Genomic DNA, 20,092 nt, shown 5'->3' on the forward strand with positions numbered 1-20,092 from the left:
TGTTTCAACCCTTATTTATGAAACCATACTGCATTGCTGCCTTTCTTATCTACCTGTTTCCCGCTTTTGCCGCTTATAGCCAACCGCTAGCCCAGCCTGTCGACGTATCGACGGGCTGGAAAATGCAAACGGGTGATAATGCCTGCTATGCCGAAACCAGTTTTGACGATCAGTCCTGGAAAGCCATTAAGGTGGGCAGTAACTGGGAAAGTCAGGGGCTGGCTGACTATGACGGCGTAGCCTGGTACCGCACCAACGTCGTATTGCCATCATTGCTGAAAATCAGCAATTCGTATTTAAAAGGCGTTCTCATTAGACTGGGCAGAATCAACGACAACGACCGGACTTTTGTAAACGGAACGGAGATCGGGCATACCGTGGGACAGTCTGTAAACCGGAATTATGTCATTCCCTTCGAGCTTATCCAGTGGGATCAACCAAACGTGATCGCTGTTCGGGTGGAAGACCAATCTGGCAACGGTGGCCTTACCAATGGGCCATACAGCATCGGCGGCCCCGTGAAACTTTCGACGGTTGTATCGCTCGAAACGGCCGACCGGCCTTCCTTCATACGGGCGTCTTCACCGACTGTTCTTACGAAATCGGTGACCCTAAAATCAATCTTGCCCGTTGTCAATCTGACGGGGGTACTCGACATAAAAGTTTATAATTCATTAAGTAAAACCGTCATTTTTCAGCAATCGCACACCATTGTTCTCGGGCAACCGAGCCAACAATCGATTCCGTATTCGGTAACCGTCAATGGGGCAGGTTCCTACAAAGCCGACTACCGGTTTCGAAGTCAAGCGGTTACGGACTCCCTGAACTACAACACCCTTTTGGCCTATTCGGCCGCCGACCGAACGAACGAACAGCGGAGGGAGCCGGTGGTTGCCCAAAAAATTCCCGACAAGGCGCTGGCATTTGCCCCGGAGACTGTTCGGTTTAGTGGGTTTCTGGAAGAGCGTTTGAAGGCCAATCTTACCCAACGTTTACTCAATATCGACGAAAACGGCATTCTGGAAGGGTTTTACAACCGGCCGGGCAAGCAAACCTGGGTGGGTGAATATCCGGGGAAATACCTGCATGCGGCCAGCCGCGTCTGGCGATATTCCAAAAATCCGCAGCTAAAAACTCAGATGGATCGTATCGTCGATGTGTTGATTGCTACGCAACTCGAAGACGGTTACTTGGGGACGTATCTCCCCGAGAAGTATTGGACCGCCTGGGACGTCTGGGCGCATAAATACGACCTGCTGGGCTTACTGAGCTATTATGCCGCAACGGGCTACAAACCGGCACTGGAAACTTCTAAAAATATCGGTGATTTGCTCTGCCGGACCTTTGGCAAATCCCCGGGAAAGCTTGCCATCATGAAATCGGGTGGACACGTCGGCATGGCCTCGGGCAGTGTGCTGGAGCCCATGACGGAGCTTTACCGGTTTACGGGTGATACAAAGTACCTCGATTTTTGCAACTATATTGTTGATGCGTATGAAACGACGGAAAACGGCCCCAAACTCATTTCTACGCTGACGACCCTGGGCAAAGTCGATAAAACCGCCAACGCGAAAGCCTACGAAATGATGTCGAATTTAGTCGGCATTGTTAAACTCTACCAGTTAACCGGCGACGCTGCCTTGCTCAAAGCTGCCGAGACGGCCTGGGAAGATATTGCCGCCCACAAGCTCTACATTACGGGAACGGCCAGTCACGGGGAGTACTTTCGGGAGGATTTTGATCTGCCTGCTACCAATGAGGTACATATGGGCGAAGGTTGCGTCACTACAACCTGGCTTCAGTTGAGCCAGGCCCTGCACGCGCTAACGGGTGAAGCAAAGTACGTTGACGAGTTCGAAAAATCTATTTATAACCACCTGTTTGCCGCTGAAAATCCGCAAACGGGCTGTGTGAGTTACTACACTGCCCTGCAAGGCAAAAAGCCCTATCGCTGTACGATCGACGCGCATTGTTGTTTAGCTAGTATACCGCGGGGATTCGCCATTATCCCCGAATTGATGTTCACAAAAAATTCCGATAATGGGTTGTCGGTCAATAGCTATTCGGCGGGCGGGGTGCAGAGCAACATTCGCACGAACGAGGGAAAAGAGGTTGGTATTAAGTTGCGGATCGACTCTGCGTTTCCCCAGGAAGGCCAAGCCACCATTACACTGACTCCTGACCGGAGAACCGCTTTTGCCATCAACTTGCACGTACCGGAATGGAGTCGGAATTTTAAAGCCGTTATTAATGGAAAATCGTTTGCCGGAACGCCAGGCCAATACCTGACCCTTTTACAGGTCTGGGATAAAAAATCGATTATTCAGGTTTCTTTCGATTTGAATACTCAACTACTCGATGGCGGCAAAAGCTATCCGGGTTTTGTGGCTCTCAAAAATGGTCCTCAGGTGCTGGCGCTGGATCATGCTTTGAATCCGCAGATCAACGACTTCGAAAACGTAAGTATCAATTCCGCAACCTTAACGACTTTACCAAAAGCGTTGTTGCCGAAAGGCTGGGTTGGTTCACAGGTATATAGTGCACGTGGTATGGTGGCTGGTAAACCCGTTGATCTAATGCTGGTACCGTTTGCCGAAGCCGGGCAGACTGGGGCTGATCTGGCAGTCTGGTTAAAGAAAGGCGATCAGTAAGTAAGGCCGAATGGGGTGCATCTAATAATGATAATTGGATCTTGCACGTTTGTCTTTACTCTATATTATTCATCTCACTTCAAACTGATTTATTTTAATTAGGTGATTTTTAGCGTACGCTAAAAATCACCCCTTTTCTATACTACGATATTGCCGGGGCGAGTGCCTTACAAATTGATGAAACGTCCGGGAGAAATGGTAGGGGTCATTGAATCCAAGCTGGGCCGCAATTTCCTTAATGCGCATCGTAGTGTTTTCCAATAAACGACACGCCTGTTGCATCCGTAAAAAATTGAAAAAATTCATCGGCGAACTTTGCGTCTTGCGCCGAAATAAAGCCGAATAATGTGATATGGAAAGCCCCGCCTGATCGGCCAATTGAGCCAGCGTTAAAGGCTGATGAAGATGATGCTTCATAAAATCGATGGACGTACTCACCGCATCACCCGTATCCTCCTGCACGGCCTGCTTGTAGACAGACTCCCGGAAGGTGGCCAGAAAATGAGCAAGGCAACTGACCGCAAAAATAAGATTATCCGGGTTGAACGACATCGTCAGGTGGGCGAAGATGTCGTCGAACAGGCGTAACCGTTCGTCATTAGGTACAATGGTAATAGGTAAAGTCTGATTCTTCCCGTGCAGAAACTGCCGGAACGAATCGGCCTGTTGGCCTGAGAAGTGCAGCCAATAAATACTCCAGGGATCACCTGGATTAGCCCCGTACTGATGAGAAACCCGGGCGGGCAGAATAACGACCTGATTTGCAGCGATTTCGTGCTTTTCTTGATCCAGTTGATACCAGCCCTGCCCTTGAATACAATATATGAGAATACACTCTTGACTGCCTTTTCGTCGCTCCCGATGGTGAAAACGAGCTTTGGGATAGTAGCCAATATCAGTGATGTACAATCCCTGGCAAAGCGGATGCACACTTACTGCTTTAACAACATCGGAGGGCAAAATATGGGATCGCTGCCCGTCGAACCCTTCTTTTTTCTTCATGAATCCTCTTATTCAGGTAAACCGTAAAATTATCCAGTTTATTCGGCAAAAGCATCATTTTAAATTATCCAGAACTAGCGGAAGTTTGCAATAAATTCTGGTAATAATTACGAATGACAGCTCCCGGTGCTTCCGTTAACAATGGGTATATCCTCGGCATCTCCTTCGTTTCGGCGCTGGGCGGTTACTTGTTCGGCTTTGATTTTGCCGTCATCTCCGGGGCACTGCCGTTTCTGCGCACCGAATTCGGGCTGAGTGCCTGGTGGGAAGGATTTCTGACCGGCTCGCTGGCTTTAGGCTGCATTGTAGGCTGCCTGATCGCTGGTATGCTATCGGACCGCTACGGCCGGCGACCGGGGTTATTGCTGGCCGCCCTGCTCTTTGCCTCATCGTCGCTGGGAATGGCGCTGGCAGGCTCACTAACCAATTTTGTCCTGATGCGTTTCGGGGCGGGTATCGGGGTTGGGATGGCTTCGATGTTGAGCCCAATGTATATCGCGGAGGTATCGCCGGCTGCGGTTCGGGGTCGGAATGTCGCCATTAATCAACTCACCATCGTCATTGGAGTGCTTGTGACTAATCTGGTCAACTATCAACTCTCGGATAACGGCCCGGAGGCCTGGCGGTGGATGTTCGGGTTAGGCGTTGCCCCGGCTATTTTGTTTTTTATCGGCGTTTTGTGGTTGCCCGAAAGTCCACGCTGGTTAGTACAAGTGGGTCGTTTGGAGAAGGCTCAGCTCATATTGAGCAAGATCGGCAACCCAGCGTACGGGCAGCAGACACTGCACGAGATTCAACAATCGGTTTGGACCATTATCCAGCCCACCAACGGGCGGCCCGTGTTTGAGTGGCCAGCCTTCGGCGCTGTTTTCGAGCGGAGCGTCCGGCCCGCCGTCATGGTGGGCATTGGCCTGGCCATATTCCAGCAACTGTGCGGCATCAATGTCGTATTCAATTACACCTCTACCATTTTCGAGTCCGTTGGGGCCAGTTTAGACCGGCAGTTGCTGGAAACCGTATCAATTGGAATCGTCAACGTAGTATTCACGCTGTTGGCGATGCGGCTGGTTGATCGCCTGGGCCGTCGGCCGCTGATGCTGATCGGTTCGCTGGGGCTGGCCATTTTATACGTGGTCCTGGCCCTGCTCCTCCAAAACCACGCGGCTGCGGTCTGGATTTCCAGTACGGTCCTGCTGGCGATTGCGGTATATGCGACCTCGCTGGCTCCCGTTACCTGGGTGCTGATCGCCGAAATTTTTCCGAATTCAATCCGGGGTACGGCTATCTCAGTTGCTACGATTGCGCTCTGGGGAGCCTACTTTATTCTTGTATTTACCTTCCCGATCCTGGCCCAATACCTCGGCACCTACGGTCCCTTCTGGCTGTACGCCGGCATTTGTCTACTTGGCTTCGGGTTTGTGCGCCGGAACGTTCGGGAAACAAAAGGCAGGACACTGGAAGAATTAGAGGGCGTATTCGCGGGTCTTTAGCCAAATCTATTAGACAACATGAACGAGTTTTCTGCATCTGCCGTACGCGCCTGGGAAGAAACGATTACCATCCCAACCTACCGAACCGGGGAGCCGGACAAGAACCCGATGTTCCTGGAAAAGCGGGTGTATCAGGGCAGCAGCGGAGTCGTCTATCCGCATCCGGTGGTGGACAAGGTCTTCGACGAAAAGAGCGATAAAGTGTACCGGGCGTTGTTCCTGGAGAATCAGTGCCTGAAAATCATGATCCTGCCGGAGTTGGGTGGCCGGGTTCAGATGGCCTTAGACAAAACCAACGATTACCACTTTGTCTATTACAACCGGGTCATCAAGCCCGCGCTGGTGGGACTTGCCGGTCCTTGGATTTCGGGCGGTATCGAGTTTAACTGGCCCCAGCATCACCGCCCCAGCACCTTCGATGCGGTCGATTATCGCATCGAAGCGAATCCCGATGGGAGCCAAACCGTGTGGGTGAGTGAAATCGAACGGATGTTCCAGACGAAGGGCATGGCCGGGTTTACCCTGTTCCCGGATAAGGCTTATCTTGAAATTACCGGTCAGTTGTATAACCGGACGCCCTTACCACAAACTTTTCTTTGGTGGGCCAACCCCGCTGTGTCGGTCGATGAATTTTACCAGTCCGTTTTCCCGCCCGACGTACACGCGGTATTCGACCATGGTAAGCGCGACGTCTCATCCTTTCCTATCGCAACAGGAACCTATTATAAGGTTAACTACGCGCCGGGCACCGATATCTCCTGGTACAAAAACGTCCCGGTGCCGACCTCCTACATGGCCATTAACTCCGCCTTCGACTTTGTGGGCGGCTATAACCACGGCAAACAGGCGGGCATTCTGCACGTAGCGAATCACCACGTTTCGCCGGGTAAAAAGCAGTGGACCTGGGGCCACGGCGAATTCGGGCAGGCCTGGGACCGCCAGCTAACCGACGACGACGGGCCGTATTTTGAATTGATGACGGGCGTTTTTACTGATAACCAGCCCGATTTTGGCTGGATTATGCCGAACGAAACCCGCACCTTCCGGCAGTATTTTATACCTTACAAAAACGTCGGGTACGTAAAAAATGCCACCATCGATGCCTTAGTCAACCTGGAAATAGAAGCCGCCACAATAACCGTAAAGGTGTACGTAACGGCTGTACAGAACGCTGTTTCGATTCGCTTAGTAGCGGGCAAAGCCGTGCTGCTCGACGACACAATTGATCTTTCTCCCGTCAAAACATACGCAAAGCAACTGGCCCTACCCGGTGGTATCCTACCCGAACAGCTAACGGTAACCGTAGCCGACAGCACGGGGCGCTTGTTGGTGAGTTACACCCCCGTATCCCGGCAGGGGGAAGCTATCCCCGCCCCGGCCCTACCCCTTGGAGAACCATCGGCTCTGTTGACTACCGAGAGCCTTTATCTGGCCGGACTCCACCTGGAACAGTACCGTCACGCGACGTATTCGCCCGTTCCGTACTACGAGGAAGCCCTGAGCCGGGACCCTTCGGATAGCCGGAACAATAACGCGCTGGGGTTGTGGTACCTGCGCCGGGGGCAATTTGCCCAAGCCGAGCCGTATTTCCGTAAGGCGGTGGAAACGCTGACCCGGCATAACCCTAATCCCTACGACGGTGAACCACTCTATAATTTGGGTCTTTCACTAGTTTATCAGAACCAAGTAGAGGAGGCCTATACGTTTTTCTACAAAGCCTGCTGGAACGTAGCCTGGCAGGATAAGGCGTATCTGCAACTGGCTCGCTTAGCGGCCCGAAAGGGTGAGTACACGATTGCACTGGAACACGCGGATCAATCCATGATCCGAAACTACCACGGCTGGCAGGCCCGTCACCTTAAAACCGCCCTGCTACGCCAGTTGAACCGACTCACCCAGGCCGATACGCTCGTCCGTGAAACGCTGGCCATTGACCCGCTGGATTTTGGGGCGGCTAATGAACGGTATCTACTTCTGGAGGAAAAAGGCGACGAGCAACGAGCCGCAGCGTATCTGGACCAGCTCCGTCGGGAGATGCGCGATAACGTTCATACCTACGTAGAAATTTCCATCGACTATGGGCAGGCGGGGTTGTTTGAGGAGGCTACGTCGCTGCTAAGTCGTCTGACCCAAACGGCTTCGCATCCGCTCCTGTTTTATTACCTCGCTTATTTCACGGCGCAGGCCGGGGACACCAAAACCGCTTACCACTGGGCGCAGCGGGGCTTCAGCTGCTCGCCAGACCGCGTTTTTCCGAATAGACTGGCCGACATCGCGGTGCTCAAGTGGGTCATCACCCAGTTGCCGGACGATTACAAAGCTTGGTATTACCTAGGCAACCTGTGGTACGATAAGCGGCAATACGCCGACGCCATCGATGCCTGGGAAACGTCGCGGGCTATTTTTGGGGGATTTCCGACGGTGCATCGCAACCTCGGACTGGCCTACTATAACCGGCGTGGTTTAGCCGACAGGGCCGTGAACGCGTACGAAACCGCTTTCAGGCTCGACCCTTCCGATGCCCGGGTGCTGTACGAACTCGACCAGCTTTATAAACGCCTGAACCGACCGGTAGCGGAACGGCTGGATTCCCTCTCGCCCTATCCGCAATTGATCGGGGAGCGAGATGACTTGTATATCGAGTGGGTGACGCTGCATAATCTGATCGGTAGCTACGAGAAAGCCGCCCGTTTACTGGCCACCCGCACGTTCCATCCCTGGGAAGGCGGTGAAGGCAAAGTTTCGGGGCAATACAGTCAGGCACTGGTGGAACGGGCGAAACAGGCACTAACCGAAGACCAATTCCAGGAGGCCGTTACTTTGTTACAGTCAGCGGAGATTTACCCGCTTAACCTGGGCGAAGGCAAGTTGTTTGGTGCGCAGGAGAATGACATTCATTTTTGGCTGGGCGCGGCACTTGAAGGGTTGGGTGATAGCGAACAAGCCCGCTTTTACTGGGAAAAAGCGTCGGCCGGAAGTGCCCAGCCGGCACCGGCCATCTTTTACAATGATCAGCGGCCCGAAACCCTGTTTTATCAGGGGCTGGCCCTACGCAAACTGGGCCGGGAAGCGGACGCCAAACTCCGCTTTCGGACGTTGGTAACCTACGGCGAAAAACACCTGACCGACGAGGTGAAACTGGATTTCTTCGCCGTATCCCTACCCGACCTGCTCATCTTCGATGATGACCTGACCAAGCGCAACCGCATTCATTGTCACTATTTACAGGGTTTAGGTTACTTAGGTCTGGAGCACTATGCCGAAGCGAAAGACCAGTTGGGGACCGTGCTGGAAATGGAAAAAAGCCACCAGGGGGCTACCGTGCACGAAGTGCTGTTGCAACGGCTGTTGGCTACCCGGGTGGGCGGCATACCAATCAACGCGTGAAAAGATGGGGTTCAATAGTGCTTCACTAATCGGAAGAGAATGGCCAGCTCAATTGAAATAATGCCAGCAACGGTCGGGGAAGTGCAATCGTATACGCTGCAAAATCAGGCAGGAACGCGGATTTCACTGACGAATTTTGGGGCAACCATTACTGGAATCTGGGTGCCGGATCGGCAGGGAAACCGGGAGAATGTTGTCCTGAGCTATCTCGATCTGGCTTCCTACCAGGACGACCCGTATTACATCGGCTGCACTGTTGGCCGGTACGCCAACCGAATTGATCGGGGGCTTTTGCTCCTTGGCGATGACCTGCTTCAGCTAACCATCAACGAAGAGAAGCTGACGAATCACCTGCACGGTGGATTTGCCGGATTCAATAAAAAGACGTGGAGCGCTGTCGAAACGGTCAATACTCATCAGCCGGAACGTTGCCTGGCCTATACCAGTCCGCACGGGGAAGAAGGGTATCCGGGAAACCTATCCGTAACCATCCACTATAGTCTGACGGAGCAAAATGAATTAATCGTAGCCTATGTTGCCCGAACCGACCGGCCAACGGTGGTCAGCCTGACCAATCACAGTTATTTTAATTTGTCGGGTGGCAAACAGGATGTGCGGCAGCATATCCTAACTATGGCGGCTTCAACCTATACGCCGTTGAACGAGCGGCACTTGCCCCTGGAACCTGTGCCGGTTGATGGAAGCCTTTTTGACCTACGAAAGGGGAGGGAGTTAGGGCCTGTTGTAGAATCGAACCCGACCTTACATTATTGCTTGGATACGAATGCCTGTCTTTGCCAGGCCGCTACCCTGTATGACCCCGACAGTGGTCGGCGGCTAACGGTGTACACAACGGCCCCAGGCCTACAGGTGTACAGCGGCCAGTTTTTGGCTGCGCCTTTCGGGCCTTTCGCCGGGGTTTGCCTGGAACCGCAGCATTATCCGGATGCACCAAATCACCCCAATTTTCCGTCCGCTTTACTGGAGCCGGAAGAAGTCTACCGGCAAACAACCGTGTATCAGTTTGATGTCGTGTGATTTTCCTGGTTCCAAATCAACTACTTAAACGAATTCCTGAAATGATGCGCCGGTTTATTGCCACAGCTTTTTGTTCTTCCCTGGTAGCCTTTGCTGTCAGGTCGACAACGATGTGCTGGCTTTCCCTGCTTTTTTTATGGATGGGTTTATCCGCTTTGGCCCAAACACCAGCCGCCCTTTATCAGATTACGGTTCGGGACAATCAAATCACTATTCGTGCGGGAATACTTCAGCGCACCTTATCGATAAACGGGGCTACGCTGCGGACCGACAAGCTGTCCCTGAACGGAATTAGTCTGCTGGACAGTCAATCGACCGAGTTATCGCTCAGTGTGCATCTGGCCGAACCTAATGTCAAACCCGAAGGAATTCGCGATACGGCCAAAACGGAAATTACCCAACTGGCAACCGAAAAAACCTGGTCCGATGCGCTGCAGATTGATGGTAAAAGTGATTTTGTTCGGCAAGCCATTCGCTGGGTGCATCCAGAGCAGCTGCGGGCGGACTCCTGGAGCAGTCCGTTCGACCACCTTGGCTATACCATCAGTCAGCCCCACACCGGTGTAACGCGGCTTACATTGCGGACGCGGACCCTACAGGCCACCCGGCAGTCTGGGTTAACGATCACGCAGTACTACGAAATTTATGAAGGACACCCGGCCATCCGCAAGTGGGTTGAAATCAGCAATTCGGGATCACACTGGCTGAAAATTGACGATCTCCTACTCGATAACAGCCAGATCCGTCAGGAATACCGGTCGCTGACTGACCTGACCCCCTCCGAATTTGGAGCTTCAACCAGTACGCGTAGTTTTGGTAACGCCCAAAAAACGGCGGGGGTCATTGTCGGTAGCGAGGTGCCTTCTGCCCTGCGCCGATTAGATTCAACGGGCCGTACGGGCTATGCCCCAGCGTATTTCGAGTGGGTCATCGGCCCGCAGGAAACGTTCGTTTCGGAGCCGGTCTTCCTGTATGGGTATGCGGGACCCGTCGTGAAAACTCCTTCCGGCCTGTCAACGCCCTTAGACCGTACCGTAGAACGTTCGTTTCAGGGTTTTCTCCGGCGTATTGTCGGGGTGTTACCCGCAACCTCGCTGACGCACACACCGCTGTGGTGTAGCTGGTCTAATTTCGGAGCGCTCATTGCCGACACCAGCATGCGTCGAATGGCAAAAATAGCCAGTCGGATCGGTTTTAAGGGAATGCTGCTGGATGCAGGATGGGGATTGAGCGAGGACCCCAGCAACGGAGCAACGCCCACCACGCGCCCGGACCCCGTTAAATTCCCCGATTTTCTAGCTACCTGCAACGCCATTCGGGCGGAGAAGCTGACGCTTGGTTTCTGGGTCACCTCCTATCGAAATCCGGCGATTTCCCGCGATTTTGAGGTAATACCGGATGGGTATAGTTTGCCCAGAGTCAGGCGGGGCGACGGGTTAGCAATGAGTTTTGCCAGCTCGTGGCGTAGTTTTTACGCTAGTGACCTGCTGGACCTTCGGGACCGGTACGGCGTTACCTACTTTAAACAGGACCTGACCAACATTCAGTTTGGCGACATCGCCTACAACCACGACAGCCGGACGCACAAAGAATCACTACTTCGGGGCCTTCGCGGGCTGTTCGACGCGTTGGATCAGGTTCGGCAAGCATCCCCGGAAATCGTTCAGGAGCTGACCCATGAGATTTATTGGGGCACACCCGGTACACCGTGCGATCTGGCCGCTCTCAAGCACAGTTTGGCGTACCACATTCCGCCCAACGATTATTCGGGCAGTGGTCCCCGAAAAAAACGCTTTACACCGGCGTGGCCGGACAATCCGGACAGCCTACGGGCGAAACTGTTAGAAGGCTGCTTCAACGCCCGAACCCGCGTTTATGCCTACCGGGGTTTGCCGCTGTATGGCATCGAATATTACGCAGCTGCTACGGTTAATCACCGGGGGAGTCTCTCGGCGGAGGTGCAGCGCCGTCAGGTTTGTAGCTGGCTGATGGGCGTACCGAGCGTTTATGCGGGTGATCTGGCCTCACTCACCCCAGAGAACATCCGGGTGTATCGACAGTGCTTTGATTTACTGGACGAGTTACAACGGAAATACGCCATATACAGTCACTTCCAGTTCAGTGGGGTACCGGCACCGACCGATACGGACTGGCATTGGTGGGGTAAGTTGAATGAAGATGGTTCGGGGGCCGTCGTCGTGTTGCGAGGTCGTGGCGGCCAACCGCAACGGGTGGTCAACATCCCCTGGGTACTTCCTGATAAACGGTATGCCGTTCGGCTACGCTTTTCGGGCCGGGAACTGGGTACGTTTTCGGGGCAGAATCTCATCAACGGACAGCTATCGCTTCAGCTTCAGCCTTATAGTCAGGAGATTATCGAATTGACTAAACAGTAGCCTATACTGATGACTGTACATTCCTCCAACGGTTACCCGCCTATCTAACTACCTTATTGCCTATGGTCTACTAACGAATGTCAATTGTGTAAACAAAGAACCGACAGTGTGTCCAGCACCGTCGGCTCCGAATTATCTCTGTCGATTGGCCCGAAACCAGCTTTCCTCGGCAGAGGAGTCTTTGTCAATTCCCAACAAAAACCAATAAAACTATGATAAACCCAGTACGCGCCCAAATTTGGAAAGTTATGCGCTTTACAATCCGCCCGTTTTGTGTGGCGATGGTATTTGCCAGTCTTACCCACGCTGGCGTTCCCAAACCGATTCATCCGGCGGGTAGCCTGGCTCCAGCGGACCAGGTAATTAACGGAACCGTCACCGACGATGGCGGGCAGGTGTTGCCGGGGGTGAGCATCATTGTAAAAGGCACATCCAAGGGTACGAATACGGATCAGAATGGCAACTTTCAGATCAGTATCCCGGCAGGAAACAGCATACTGGTATTTTCATTCGTGGGCTACGAACCACAGGAGGTCGCAGTAGGCAACCGTAGTAATTTAACAATCAGCCTGAAAACGGACCAAAAGTCGCTGAACGAGGTCGTTGTGGTCGGGTATGGCACCCAACGAAAAAAAGACCTGACGGGAGCAGTTGCGTCGGTAGGAGCCACCGAAATCAAGAATGTCGTAGCCAACAATGGCCTGACCGCCATTGCGGGCCTGGTAGCCGGTGTTCAGATAACCCAGGGAAACGGCAGGCCCGGTGCCAACCCCGTTGTCCGGATTCGGGGCAATGGCTCCTTCAATGCCAGCAATACACCCCTCATTGTAGTCGATGGTCTGCCGCTCAACAGTGCGGATGATTTTAATCTGATTAATCCCGCTGACATTGAGTCGATGGACATCCTAAAAGATGCCGCATCAGCCGCCATCTACGGCTCGCGTGGTGGCAACGGGGTCATTATCGTGACGACCAAGAAAGGGAAATCGGGCGCGGCAAAAATTACGCTGAATTACTACACGGGTATTCAGCAGGTGTCGAAATACGTTGACCTGCTGAACCGGGACGAAAACATTGCGTATGTCAAAGAAACCACGAACCAGGAATGGCTGCGGGCGGGTGGGAATCCAGCAACGCCTAATGGTAGCCGATCCATAGCGGGCAATGGCAATAACCAACGGTTCAACTACCCCGCCATTCTGGACAACCCCGGCAGTTTGCCCGATACCGATTGGCAGCGGGAGATATTTCAGTCGGCTCCGGTTAATAACTACCAGGTGTCGGCGCAGGGCGGAACAGACAAAGTAACCTACTACATTTCCGGCAACTACTTCCAACAGGCGGGGGTTGTTAAAACGACCAGTTTCGACCGGTATAGCTTGCGGGCCAATGTAGAGGCTTCGCTATCGAGCCGTATTAAAGTGGGTATGAGCCTGTCGCCGAGCTACGCGAAAGAGAAACTGGTGCCTACCGATGGGCACTGGAACACGGGGGCCATAGTAACAACCGCTCTGTCGCTCCCGCCCTGGATTGCACCCAAAAATGCGGATGGGTATTACGGACAAATCGTGGGCTATCCCGATCTGATTGCCAACGGACTTCCAGTTGACTTTACCTCGCCGATTCAGTATTTTGAGAATCCCAATTACAAAAACATCTCGGAGTCGGCCCGTTTGCTGGGCGGCAATTTCCTGGACTTTAAAATTTCTGACGCGCTTAGTTTTCGCACCAGCCTGAACTACGACTGGCGTACGCAATGGTTGAACTATTATCGTCCTTCAACCATTTCGCTTAGCGGTTCGCCTGCATTAAGTCCAGCCTATCCAACAGGAAACCTGGCCAATATCGACAGTCGGCACGAGGACCGACGGGGCATTAATTACGTTTGGGAAAACATCCTGACCTATACCAAAACACTGGGCAGTAATCACCGGATTTCGGCACTGGCGGGGTACACTGCCCAGAAATATACGGAGGAGTTTACCCGAACCACGGGGCAGGTGGGCTCCTATTCCAACGATCAGGTTCAATACGTGACGGCCGCTTCGGTTGTGAACGGCACCGGCGACAAGCAACAATGGTCGCTGTTGTCGTACCTGGCGCGGGTCAACTACGGCTACAAGGATAAATACCTGCTGACGGCGGCCCTCCGTCGGGATGGTTCCTCCCGATTTGCCGCCGACAACAAATGGGCACTTTTCCCGTCGGTGTCGGCCGCCTGGCTCCTTTCTGAAGAACCGTTTCTACGGAATAATCGGGTTCTGAGTACCGTAAAAATCCGGAGTAGCTATGGTGTAACGGGGAACTTCAACATTGGCAACTATGCCTCGCTGGGCTTAATCAGCCGCGATAATTACGTGTTTGGAACCGGCACCGGAACGCTGACCAATGGACTGGCTCCGGCCAACTTAGAGAACAATTCGCTGAGTTGGGAAACGAACCGACAAACGGATATTGGCCTGGATCTGGGGCTGTGGGCGGAGCGGATTCAACTCAATCTGGACTGGTATTCCCGCACCACCGAAAATCTGCTCTATGCCCGCCCCGTTCCCGGTGTGAGTGGTTTCAGTTCCTACCTCGGCAACATTGGTGACATCAGCAACAAGGGTATCGAGTTGAATCTCAATGCCCGCATCCTGAACGGCCCCGTAAAATTGAGTCTGGGTGGTAACCTGACCGCCAACCGGAATAAAGTGCTACGCATCGGCGAAACCAATGCCCCGGTTTATGTCACGATTCCCTCCGGAAGTGTTAAAACCGAAGTGAGTCAGCCCTTTGGGCAGTTCTTTGGCTATCAGGCGGTGGGCGTATTCAAAACGACCGATGAGGCTAATGCAGGCCCACAGTGGGCATCGGGAGGAAGCGTAGCGGGCGACCTTAAATTTAAAGACGTGGATGGCGACGGCAAAATTACGGCCAACGACCGGGTTTCGCTGGGGACCAATCAGGCTAATTTCATTTTTGGGTTCAATGGTAAATTGTCATACAGCAATTTTGATCTGGACTTCATTTTTCAGGGTTCGCAGGGGAACAAGGCGTTGTCGTTGCTGCACCGCTTTATTGGCGTCAACACGGCCATTTACAACGCCTATTCCTTCACGAATGACCGCTGGAAATCGCCTGGCGAACCGGGTAACGGAACGGTACAGCGCGTATATACCAACGCCCAGAATACGGGTGGAAACACACAGCTTAACTCGACCTGGGTGTATGATGCGTCGTACATGCGCTTACGCAATCTGACGCTTGGCTATAACGTACCGGCCAGTCTACTGAGCAAAGCCCGGATGAGCAGTTGTCGGATCTACTTGTCTGGGCAAAATCTCTTTACCCTGACCAGCTACATCAATTACAACCCGGAAGTATCCAATCTGGAAAACGGAGAATCGCCATCGGTGGCCGGTATCGACTACGGCACGTACCCACTGGCCAGAACCTACACCTTTGGCATTAACATCGGCTTTTAATTACGACCCTAATCCTTACGAACATGATTGCTACCAATATACTAAAACTGGCCTCGGTCTCCTCCCTGCTGCTGCTTGCGAGTGGATGTGGCGACCAATACATTACCCTGGCTCCGGTTACGTCTGCTTACACGAGCAACTTTTACAAAACGGAAGCCGACATGGTCAATGCCATGAACGGTACGTACTCGGTACTACAGCGAAATGGTCTCTTTGGCCGGGAACACATCTTTGCCGACATTACCTCTGATGATGCCTCAACCGTATCAGGGGCCTGCATCACCGGCTATTGCGACTTTGATAACCTGACCATTACAACGGGAGGCACCGGAGCTTCTGATGTATTGAATGCCCGCTGGAGTGATGCCTACGCAGGTATTTATCGATCCAATGCTGTTCTGAGCCGAATCGCCGGCGCTACCGTGAGTGAGGCTACTCGAACCCGGATCATCGGTGAAGCGAAATTTCTTCGTGCACTTTTTTACTTTACCTTGGTCAGAACCTTTGGCGATGTGCCTTTAACCCTGAAAGAACTATCGTCGGCAGAATCCTTTGAGTACGGTCGCGACCCGGCGGCTAAAGTGTATGACCAGATTATTAGAGACCTGGCCGAAGCCGCTACTGCCCTGCCCGCTACCTATGGCCCTGCCGATCTGGGCCGGGCAACCAGCGGAGCGGCCAATGCGCTGTTAGGAACGGTATATCTGACTTTAAAGAACTACGCCGAAGCCGAGAAAGCACTTAAAAAAGTGATTGATACAAATGCGTATGCCCTCCTGCCCAATTACGCCGATGTGTTTGCCACCAACAATGCGAACAATAAGGAAATCATTTTTGCGGTGGCGTACAAACGCACCAATGGCGAAGGCTCGCCTTTCAATACCCTGTTCGCTCCCGAAAGCTCAGGCTCAGCCATTGCCAATGGAGCCACTGGCGTACTGGTGCCTACCATCGACCTGCTCAACAGCTTTGAGAAAGGCGACAAACGGTTAGACATCTCGATTGCGACCTATACCTATACGAATGGAACAACCCGGCTTTATACCCGTAAATACGCCGATCCAGGGGCTGCTGCTGGCGATGCCGACAATGACTGGCCGGTCCTGCGCTATTCGGATGTTTTGCTGATGTATGCCGAAGCCCAGAATGAGCAAAACAACGTATCGGGCGCAGCAACCCAATTGAATCTGGTTCGGGCCAGGGCTGGGCTAAACGCTAAAACTAATTTGACGCAGGCAATCATGCGCGACGCCCTGGCTCAGGAACGTCGGGTAGAGCTATGCTTTGAAGGGCACCGGTGGTGGGACTTGGTTCGTACTGGCACGGTGTCAACCACGCTAAATCAGTATTTTACCAAAAACAACATCACATCGGGCGGTACAGTGCTTCAGATTAAAAGCCATCAGACGCTCTTTCCCGTTCCTCAAAACCAAATCGACGTGAACCCGACAAAGATCAAACAGAACCCAGGCTACTAATCGCAACAATCGGGCCGTAGTTTACCCGTTGCCATCAGTCACACATTCACCCGCATGTTTGAGATGGTCCGGGTCTGACGAACAAACACATTAACGGTAGTCCGGGCCTTCTACGCATCAACCATAAAAACCAAATGGAGCTATCAAGGAGAAGTTTCCTGGCGAAAGCCGGGTTATTGCCTGTGGCCCTTCCGCTTTTACCCTCGGCTAACCCGCTTCCTGCCGGTGCCCAAACAGGCGCACACCGTCTGAAAAAGGTGTCCACTTTGCAGGGCAATGTAGCCGTAAAAGACCTTGGCTTTACGCTCATGCACGAGCATATTTTTTGGGGGGATACTCCCCAGGATAAGCGGGCCGAAACTGTTGAGTATGCCGTAAAATTAATCAATGATGCCCAGCGAGTGGGGGTAAACACCATTATTGACCTATCTCCCATTCGCGACATCACGCTGCACCAGGCCATTAAGGAACGGGTATCGGTAAATATCATTTTAGCCACTGGTGCTTACCAGGAACATGTCATGCCCAGGTGGCTGCTGGATATGAATGAAAAGCAGTTTAAAAAACACGTAATCAAGGAGTTAACCGAGGGAATTGGCGGGACTGGTATAAAACCGGGCCTCATCAAAGTGGCCGCCCGGCGGGCGGTCATGAACGACTGGGAAAAGATGGTTTTTAAGGTGGCTGCTGAGGTGAATAAGGAACTGGGTACGCCCATCGGCACCCACGCCGTTGCGGGCGTACGGCGCCAATTTGACCATTTAGTGAAGTACGGCGCTACTCCCGACAAACTGTTTTTTTCGCACGTGGAAGCAAAATTTGGTTGGGAAGGGCGATCTCTGGAGCAAATGAGCGAAAATCTGGTTCAGATTGCGAGCGAAGGAGGCCGCTTGTTGTTTAATAACTTCGGCTATGATTTTGATACGCCGTGGGAAGAACTGGTGTACCTGATTAGAAACTTGTGCGATAAAGGCTATGCCGCCAAAGTAATGACCTCCATGGATAGTTTGTGGTTTTGGCAGAAGGGTGTCATCCTAACCAATGTGGAGGAAAAGCATCCTCAAACGAAAAGCAAAACCTATGCGTATGCCCTGACGGATGCCGTGCCTAACCTGTTGAAAGCGGGATTCTCAGCCAAAGAGATTGACGTATTTTTTATGGTTAATCCTCAGACGTACTTTTCGTAGGTATGATTTGGCATAACTGACCAGAGGCCCAGCTTTTTCATAGGATGGCCAAGAAGATGCAGAAGACTACTTCTTCAATCGCTAAATGATACCGAGTCTCACGCATCGCTTCACTTTCATATTTACCATGAAACCAGATATTCTGACCCTCTCTTTAGTAACCTTCGTCTTCGCTCTTCAGGCACAGCCGAAAAAGATATACCTGGCTAACGACGACCACACGGATTATATGTGGACAGGCGATGAAGAAACCTATAATAAGGCTTTTTCTGAGATGTTGGATTATTATATTAAGCTCAATGATTCGACGGCTCTTCTGCCGTATAATCTGCAAAGCAAATGGAATTGCGATGGTTCCTATTGGGTGTATAACTACCGGGAAACCCGCCCGACTGCGCAGTTTAATAAACTCATCAAGCAGATTAAAGACGGTAAGATTACCGTGCCGCTCAATTCAATGATTGTTTTAGCTGAGTTTCATGTCTTTCCGGTTACGTTCAGTTGATAATGCCCGATACCTTTAGTTCATAATTTTTGCAACCTACACACTTTGTACTCGATGACCTTTATATCAACCTGACAGACCATAATCAAAAGCTATTTTAACCATAAATAACATGACAGATTTAACCAATCGCCGAAACTTTCTCCGCTCGGCTTCCGTCGCGGGCACCAGCCTGCTGCTTTCCCCATCCTTGTCGGCAGGGGGATTCTTTACCGGTTCGCCCAACGATAAAGTCGTACTGGGCATCATGGGTACCAACAACCGGGGGGCTTTTCTGGCCAAAACCTTCGCTAAATTACCCAACGTCGAGGTGGGCTACATCTGCGACGTGGATGAGAATGTACTGAACAAAACTCTAACTGAGGTCGAGAAGCTGACCGGCAAACGGCCTCAGGGCATCACCGACATCCGCAAACTGCTGGAGAAGAAGGACTTTGATGCCCTGGCCATTGCTGCCCCCGATCACTGGCATGCCCCCGCCACCATCATGGGCTGCCAAGCCGGCAAGCACGTTTACGTCGAGAAACCGTGTAGCCACAACCCCCATGAGGGCGAAATGGCCGTTGAGGCTGCTGCCAAGTACAAACGGCTGGTGCAAATGGGCAGTCAGCGACGCTCGTTCAGCAACGTCAACGCTCTGGTTGGAGAGTTGCGGGCGGGGGCCATTGGCCGGGTTTATTTTGCGCGAGGCTGGTACACCAACTGGCGGAAACCCATTGGCAAGGGCAACGCAACGGCAGTGCCAGCTACCCTTAACTACGACCTCTGGCAGGGACCAGCCCCACACCGGGCTTACAAAGATAATGTTGTGCCTTATAACTGGCACTGGTTCTGGAATTGGGGCACCGGCGAAGCACTCAATAACGGCACCCACGAAATTGATGTGATGCGCTGGGGCCTAAGCGTTGATTACCCAACCAAAGTGGTGTCGGCAGGCGGGCGGTTTGCCTTTCAGGATGACTGGGAAACGCCCGATACCCAAACCATTACAGCTAACTTCGGCAACAATACGGCTATGACCTGGGAGGGCCGGAGTTGCAATGGCTTTAACTCGGAAGGCAGTGGTCGGGGGGTAATTTTCTACGGTGACAAAGGAACAGTTGTCTACCTCGGCGCGAATAGCTACAGTATTTACGATCAGAAAGACAAGCTGGTAAAAGAGGTGAAAGATGACACGCCTTATGATGCCACGAATACGGTCAGCCCGCTCGAAAAATTAGATGCCACCCACCTACAGAACTTTGTCAGTACAATTCGGGGCGATGCTAAACTAACGGGCGAAATCCAGAACGGCCACAAGTCGACGCTGATTGCACAGTTGGGCAACATTTCGTATCGGGTGGGTCGTGCGCTAACCTGTGATCCACAAAACGGCCACATTCAGAACGACAGGGAAGCAATGCAGCTCTGGGGCCGGGAATACGATAAAGGCTGGAACGTTCGGGTGTAAATTTCGTAAAGTCAATCAACGCCATAAGCCGGGTCAGTACT

Annotated in this window: 11 protein-coding genes; 10 read left to right on the forward strand and 1 reads right to left on the reverse strand. The window is 52.5% G+C overall.

Features of this window, described 5'->3' with window-relative positions; translation table 11 throughout:
- Positions 1–17 precede the first annotated feature (17 nt).
- Positions 18–2,651 carry a glycoside hydrolase family 127 protein gene (locus ACYVHB_RS27515; RefSeq protein WP_461055105.1) on the forward strand — a complete coding sequence of 878 codons (2,634 nt, stop codon included), beginning with the start codon at positions 18–20 and terminating at the stop codon, positions 2,649–2,651.
- Between the two features lie 126 nt (positions 2,652–2,777).
- Here the strand turns inward: ACYVHB_RS27515 and ACYVHB_RS27520 are convergent, their stop codons facing one another.
- Positions 2,778–3,653, reverse strand: a complete 876-nt coding sequence (locus ACYVHB_RS27520) for a helix-turn-helix domain-containing protein (RefSeq protein ID WP_461055106.1) — start codon at positions 3,651–3,653, stop codon at positions 2,778–2,780.
- 113 nt (positions 3,654–3,766) lie between these two features.
- Between ACYVHB_RS27520 and ACYVHB_RS27525 the strand changes: the two genes are divergently transcribed.
- From ACYVHB_RS27525 to ACYVHB_RS27565, 9 genes are all read left to right on the forward strand, one after another.
- Positions 3,767–5,143 (forward strand): sugar porter family MFS transporter, encoded by a 1,377-nt coding sequence (locus ACYVHB_RS27525; protein ID WP_461055107.1) that lies wholly within the window; start codon positions 3,767–3,769, stop codon positions 5,141–5,143.
- Positions 5,144–5,161: 18 nt separating this feature from the next.
- Complete coding sequence (locus ACYVHB_RS27530; RefSeq protein WP_461055108.1) at positions 5,162–8,530, forward strand: DUF5107 domain-containing protein; 3,369 nt, start codon at positions 5,162–5,164, stop codon at positions 8,528–8,530.
- Between the two features lie 39 nt (positions 8,531–8,569).
- Entirely contained in the window at positions 8,570–9,568 is a 999-nt protein-coding gene (locus ACYVHB_RS27535; RefSeq protein ID WP_461055109.1) for an aldose epimerase family protein, read from the forward strand.
- Positions 9,569–9,708: 140 nt separating this feature from the next.
- Positions 9,709–11,964, forward strand: coding sequence for an alpha-galactosidase (locus ACYVHB_RS27540; protein ID WP_461055110.1), 2,256 nt, complete (start codon positions 9,709–9,711; stop codon positions 11,962–11,964).
- 248 nt (positions 11,965–12,212) lie between these two features.
- The gene (locus ACYVHB_RS27545) at positions 12,213–15,431 is read left to right on the forward strand and encodes a SusC/RagA family TonB-linked outer membrane protein (RefSeq protein ID WP_461055111.1); all 3,219 of its coding nucleotides are present in this window, start codon (positions 12,213–12,215) and stop codon (positions 15,429–15,431) included.
- Between the two features lie 23 nt (positions 15,432–15,454).
- On the forward strand, positions 15,455–16,909 hold the full coding sequence (locus ACYVHB_RS27550; protein ID WP_461055112.1) for a RagB/SusD family nutrient uptake outer membrane protein: 1,455 nt from the start codon (positions 15,455–15,457) through the stop codon (positions 16,907–16,909).
- 134 nt (positions 16,910–17,043) lie between these two features.
- On the forward strand, positions 17,044–18,096 hold the full coding sequence (locus ACYVHB_RS27555) for a phosphotriesterase family protein (protein WP_461055113.1): 1,053 nt from the start codon (positions 17,044–17,046) through the stop codon (positions 18,094–18,096).
- Positions 18,097–18,223: 127 nt separating this feature from the next.
- Positions 18,224–18,601 carry a hypothetical protein gene (locus tag ACYVHB_RS27560; protein WP_461055114.1) on the forward strand — a complete coding sequence of 126 codons (378 nt, stop codon included), beginning with the start codon at positions 18,224–18,226 and terminating at the stop codon, positions 18,599–18,601.
- Positions 18,602–18,713: 112 nt separating this feature from the next.
- Positions 18,714–20,051 carry a Gfo/Idh/MocA family protein gene (locus tag ACYVHB_RS27565; RefSeq protein WP_461055115.1) on the forward strand — a complete coding sequence of 446 codons (1,338 nt, stop codon included), beginning with the start codon at positions 18,714–18,716 and terminating at the stop codon, positions 20,049–20,051.
- Positions 20,052–20,092 lie beyond the last annotated feature (41 nt).

It is taken from the genome of Spirosoma arcticum (genome assembly GCF_054779955.1).

What these genes read in the sequence shown, in the direction of transcription:
- ACYVHB_RS27515 (WP_461055105.1), top strand. Translation starts at nt 18, where the DNA reads ATGAAACCATACTGCATTGCTGCCTTTCTTATCTACCTGTTTCCCGCT.
- ACYVHB_RS27520 (WP_461055106.1), bottom strand. Translation starts at nt 3,653, where the DNA reads ATGAAGAAAAAAGAAGGGTTCGACGGGCAGCGATCCCATATTTTGCCC.
- ACYVHB_RS27525 (WP_461055107.1), top strand. Translation starts at nt 3,767, where the DNA reads ATGACAGCTCCCGGTGCTTCCGTTAACAATGGGTATATCCTCGGCATC.
- ACYVHB_RS27530 (WP_461055108.1), top strand. Translation starts at nt 5,162, where the DNA reads ATGAACGAGTTTTCTGCATCTGCCGTACGCGCCTGGGAAGAAACGATT.
- ACYVHB_RS27535 (WP_461055109.1), top strand. Translation starts at nt 8,570, where the DNA reads ATGGCCAGCTCAATTGAAATAATGCCAGCAACGGTCGGGGAAGTGCAA.
- ACYVHB_RS27540 (WP_461055110.1), top strand. Translation starts at nt 9,709, where the DNA reads ATGGGTTTATCCGCTTTGGCCCAAACACCAGCCGCCCTTTATCAGATT.
- ACYVHB_RS27545 (WP_461055111.1), top strand. Translation starts at nt 12,213, where the DNA reads ATGCGCTTTACAATCCGCCCGTTTTGTGTGGCGATGGTATTTGCCAGT.
- ACYVHB_RS27550 (WP_461055112.1), top strand. Translation starts at nt 15,455, where the DNA reads ATGATTGCTACCAATATACTAAAACTGGCCTCGGTCTCCTCCCTGCTG.
- ACYVHB_RS27555 (WP_461055113.1), top strand. Translation starts at nt 17,044, where the DNA reads ATGGAGCTATCAAGGAGAAGTTTCCTGGCGAAAGCCGGGTTATTGCCT.
- ACYVHB_RS27560 (WP_461055114.1), top strand. Translation starts at nt 18,224, where the DNA reads ATGAAACCAGATATTCTGACCCTCTCTTTAGTAACCTTCGTCTTCGCT.
- ACYVHB_RS27565 (WP_461055115.1), top strand. Translation starts at nt 18,714, where the DNA reads ATGACAGATTTAACCAATCGCCGAAACTTTCTCCGCTCGGCTTCCGTC.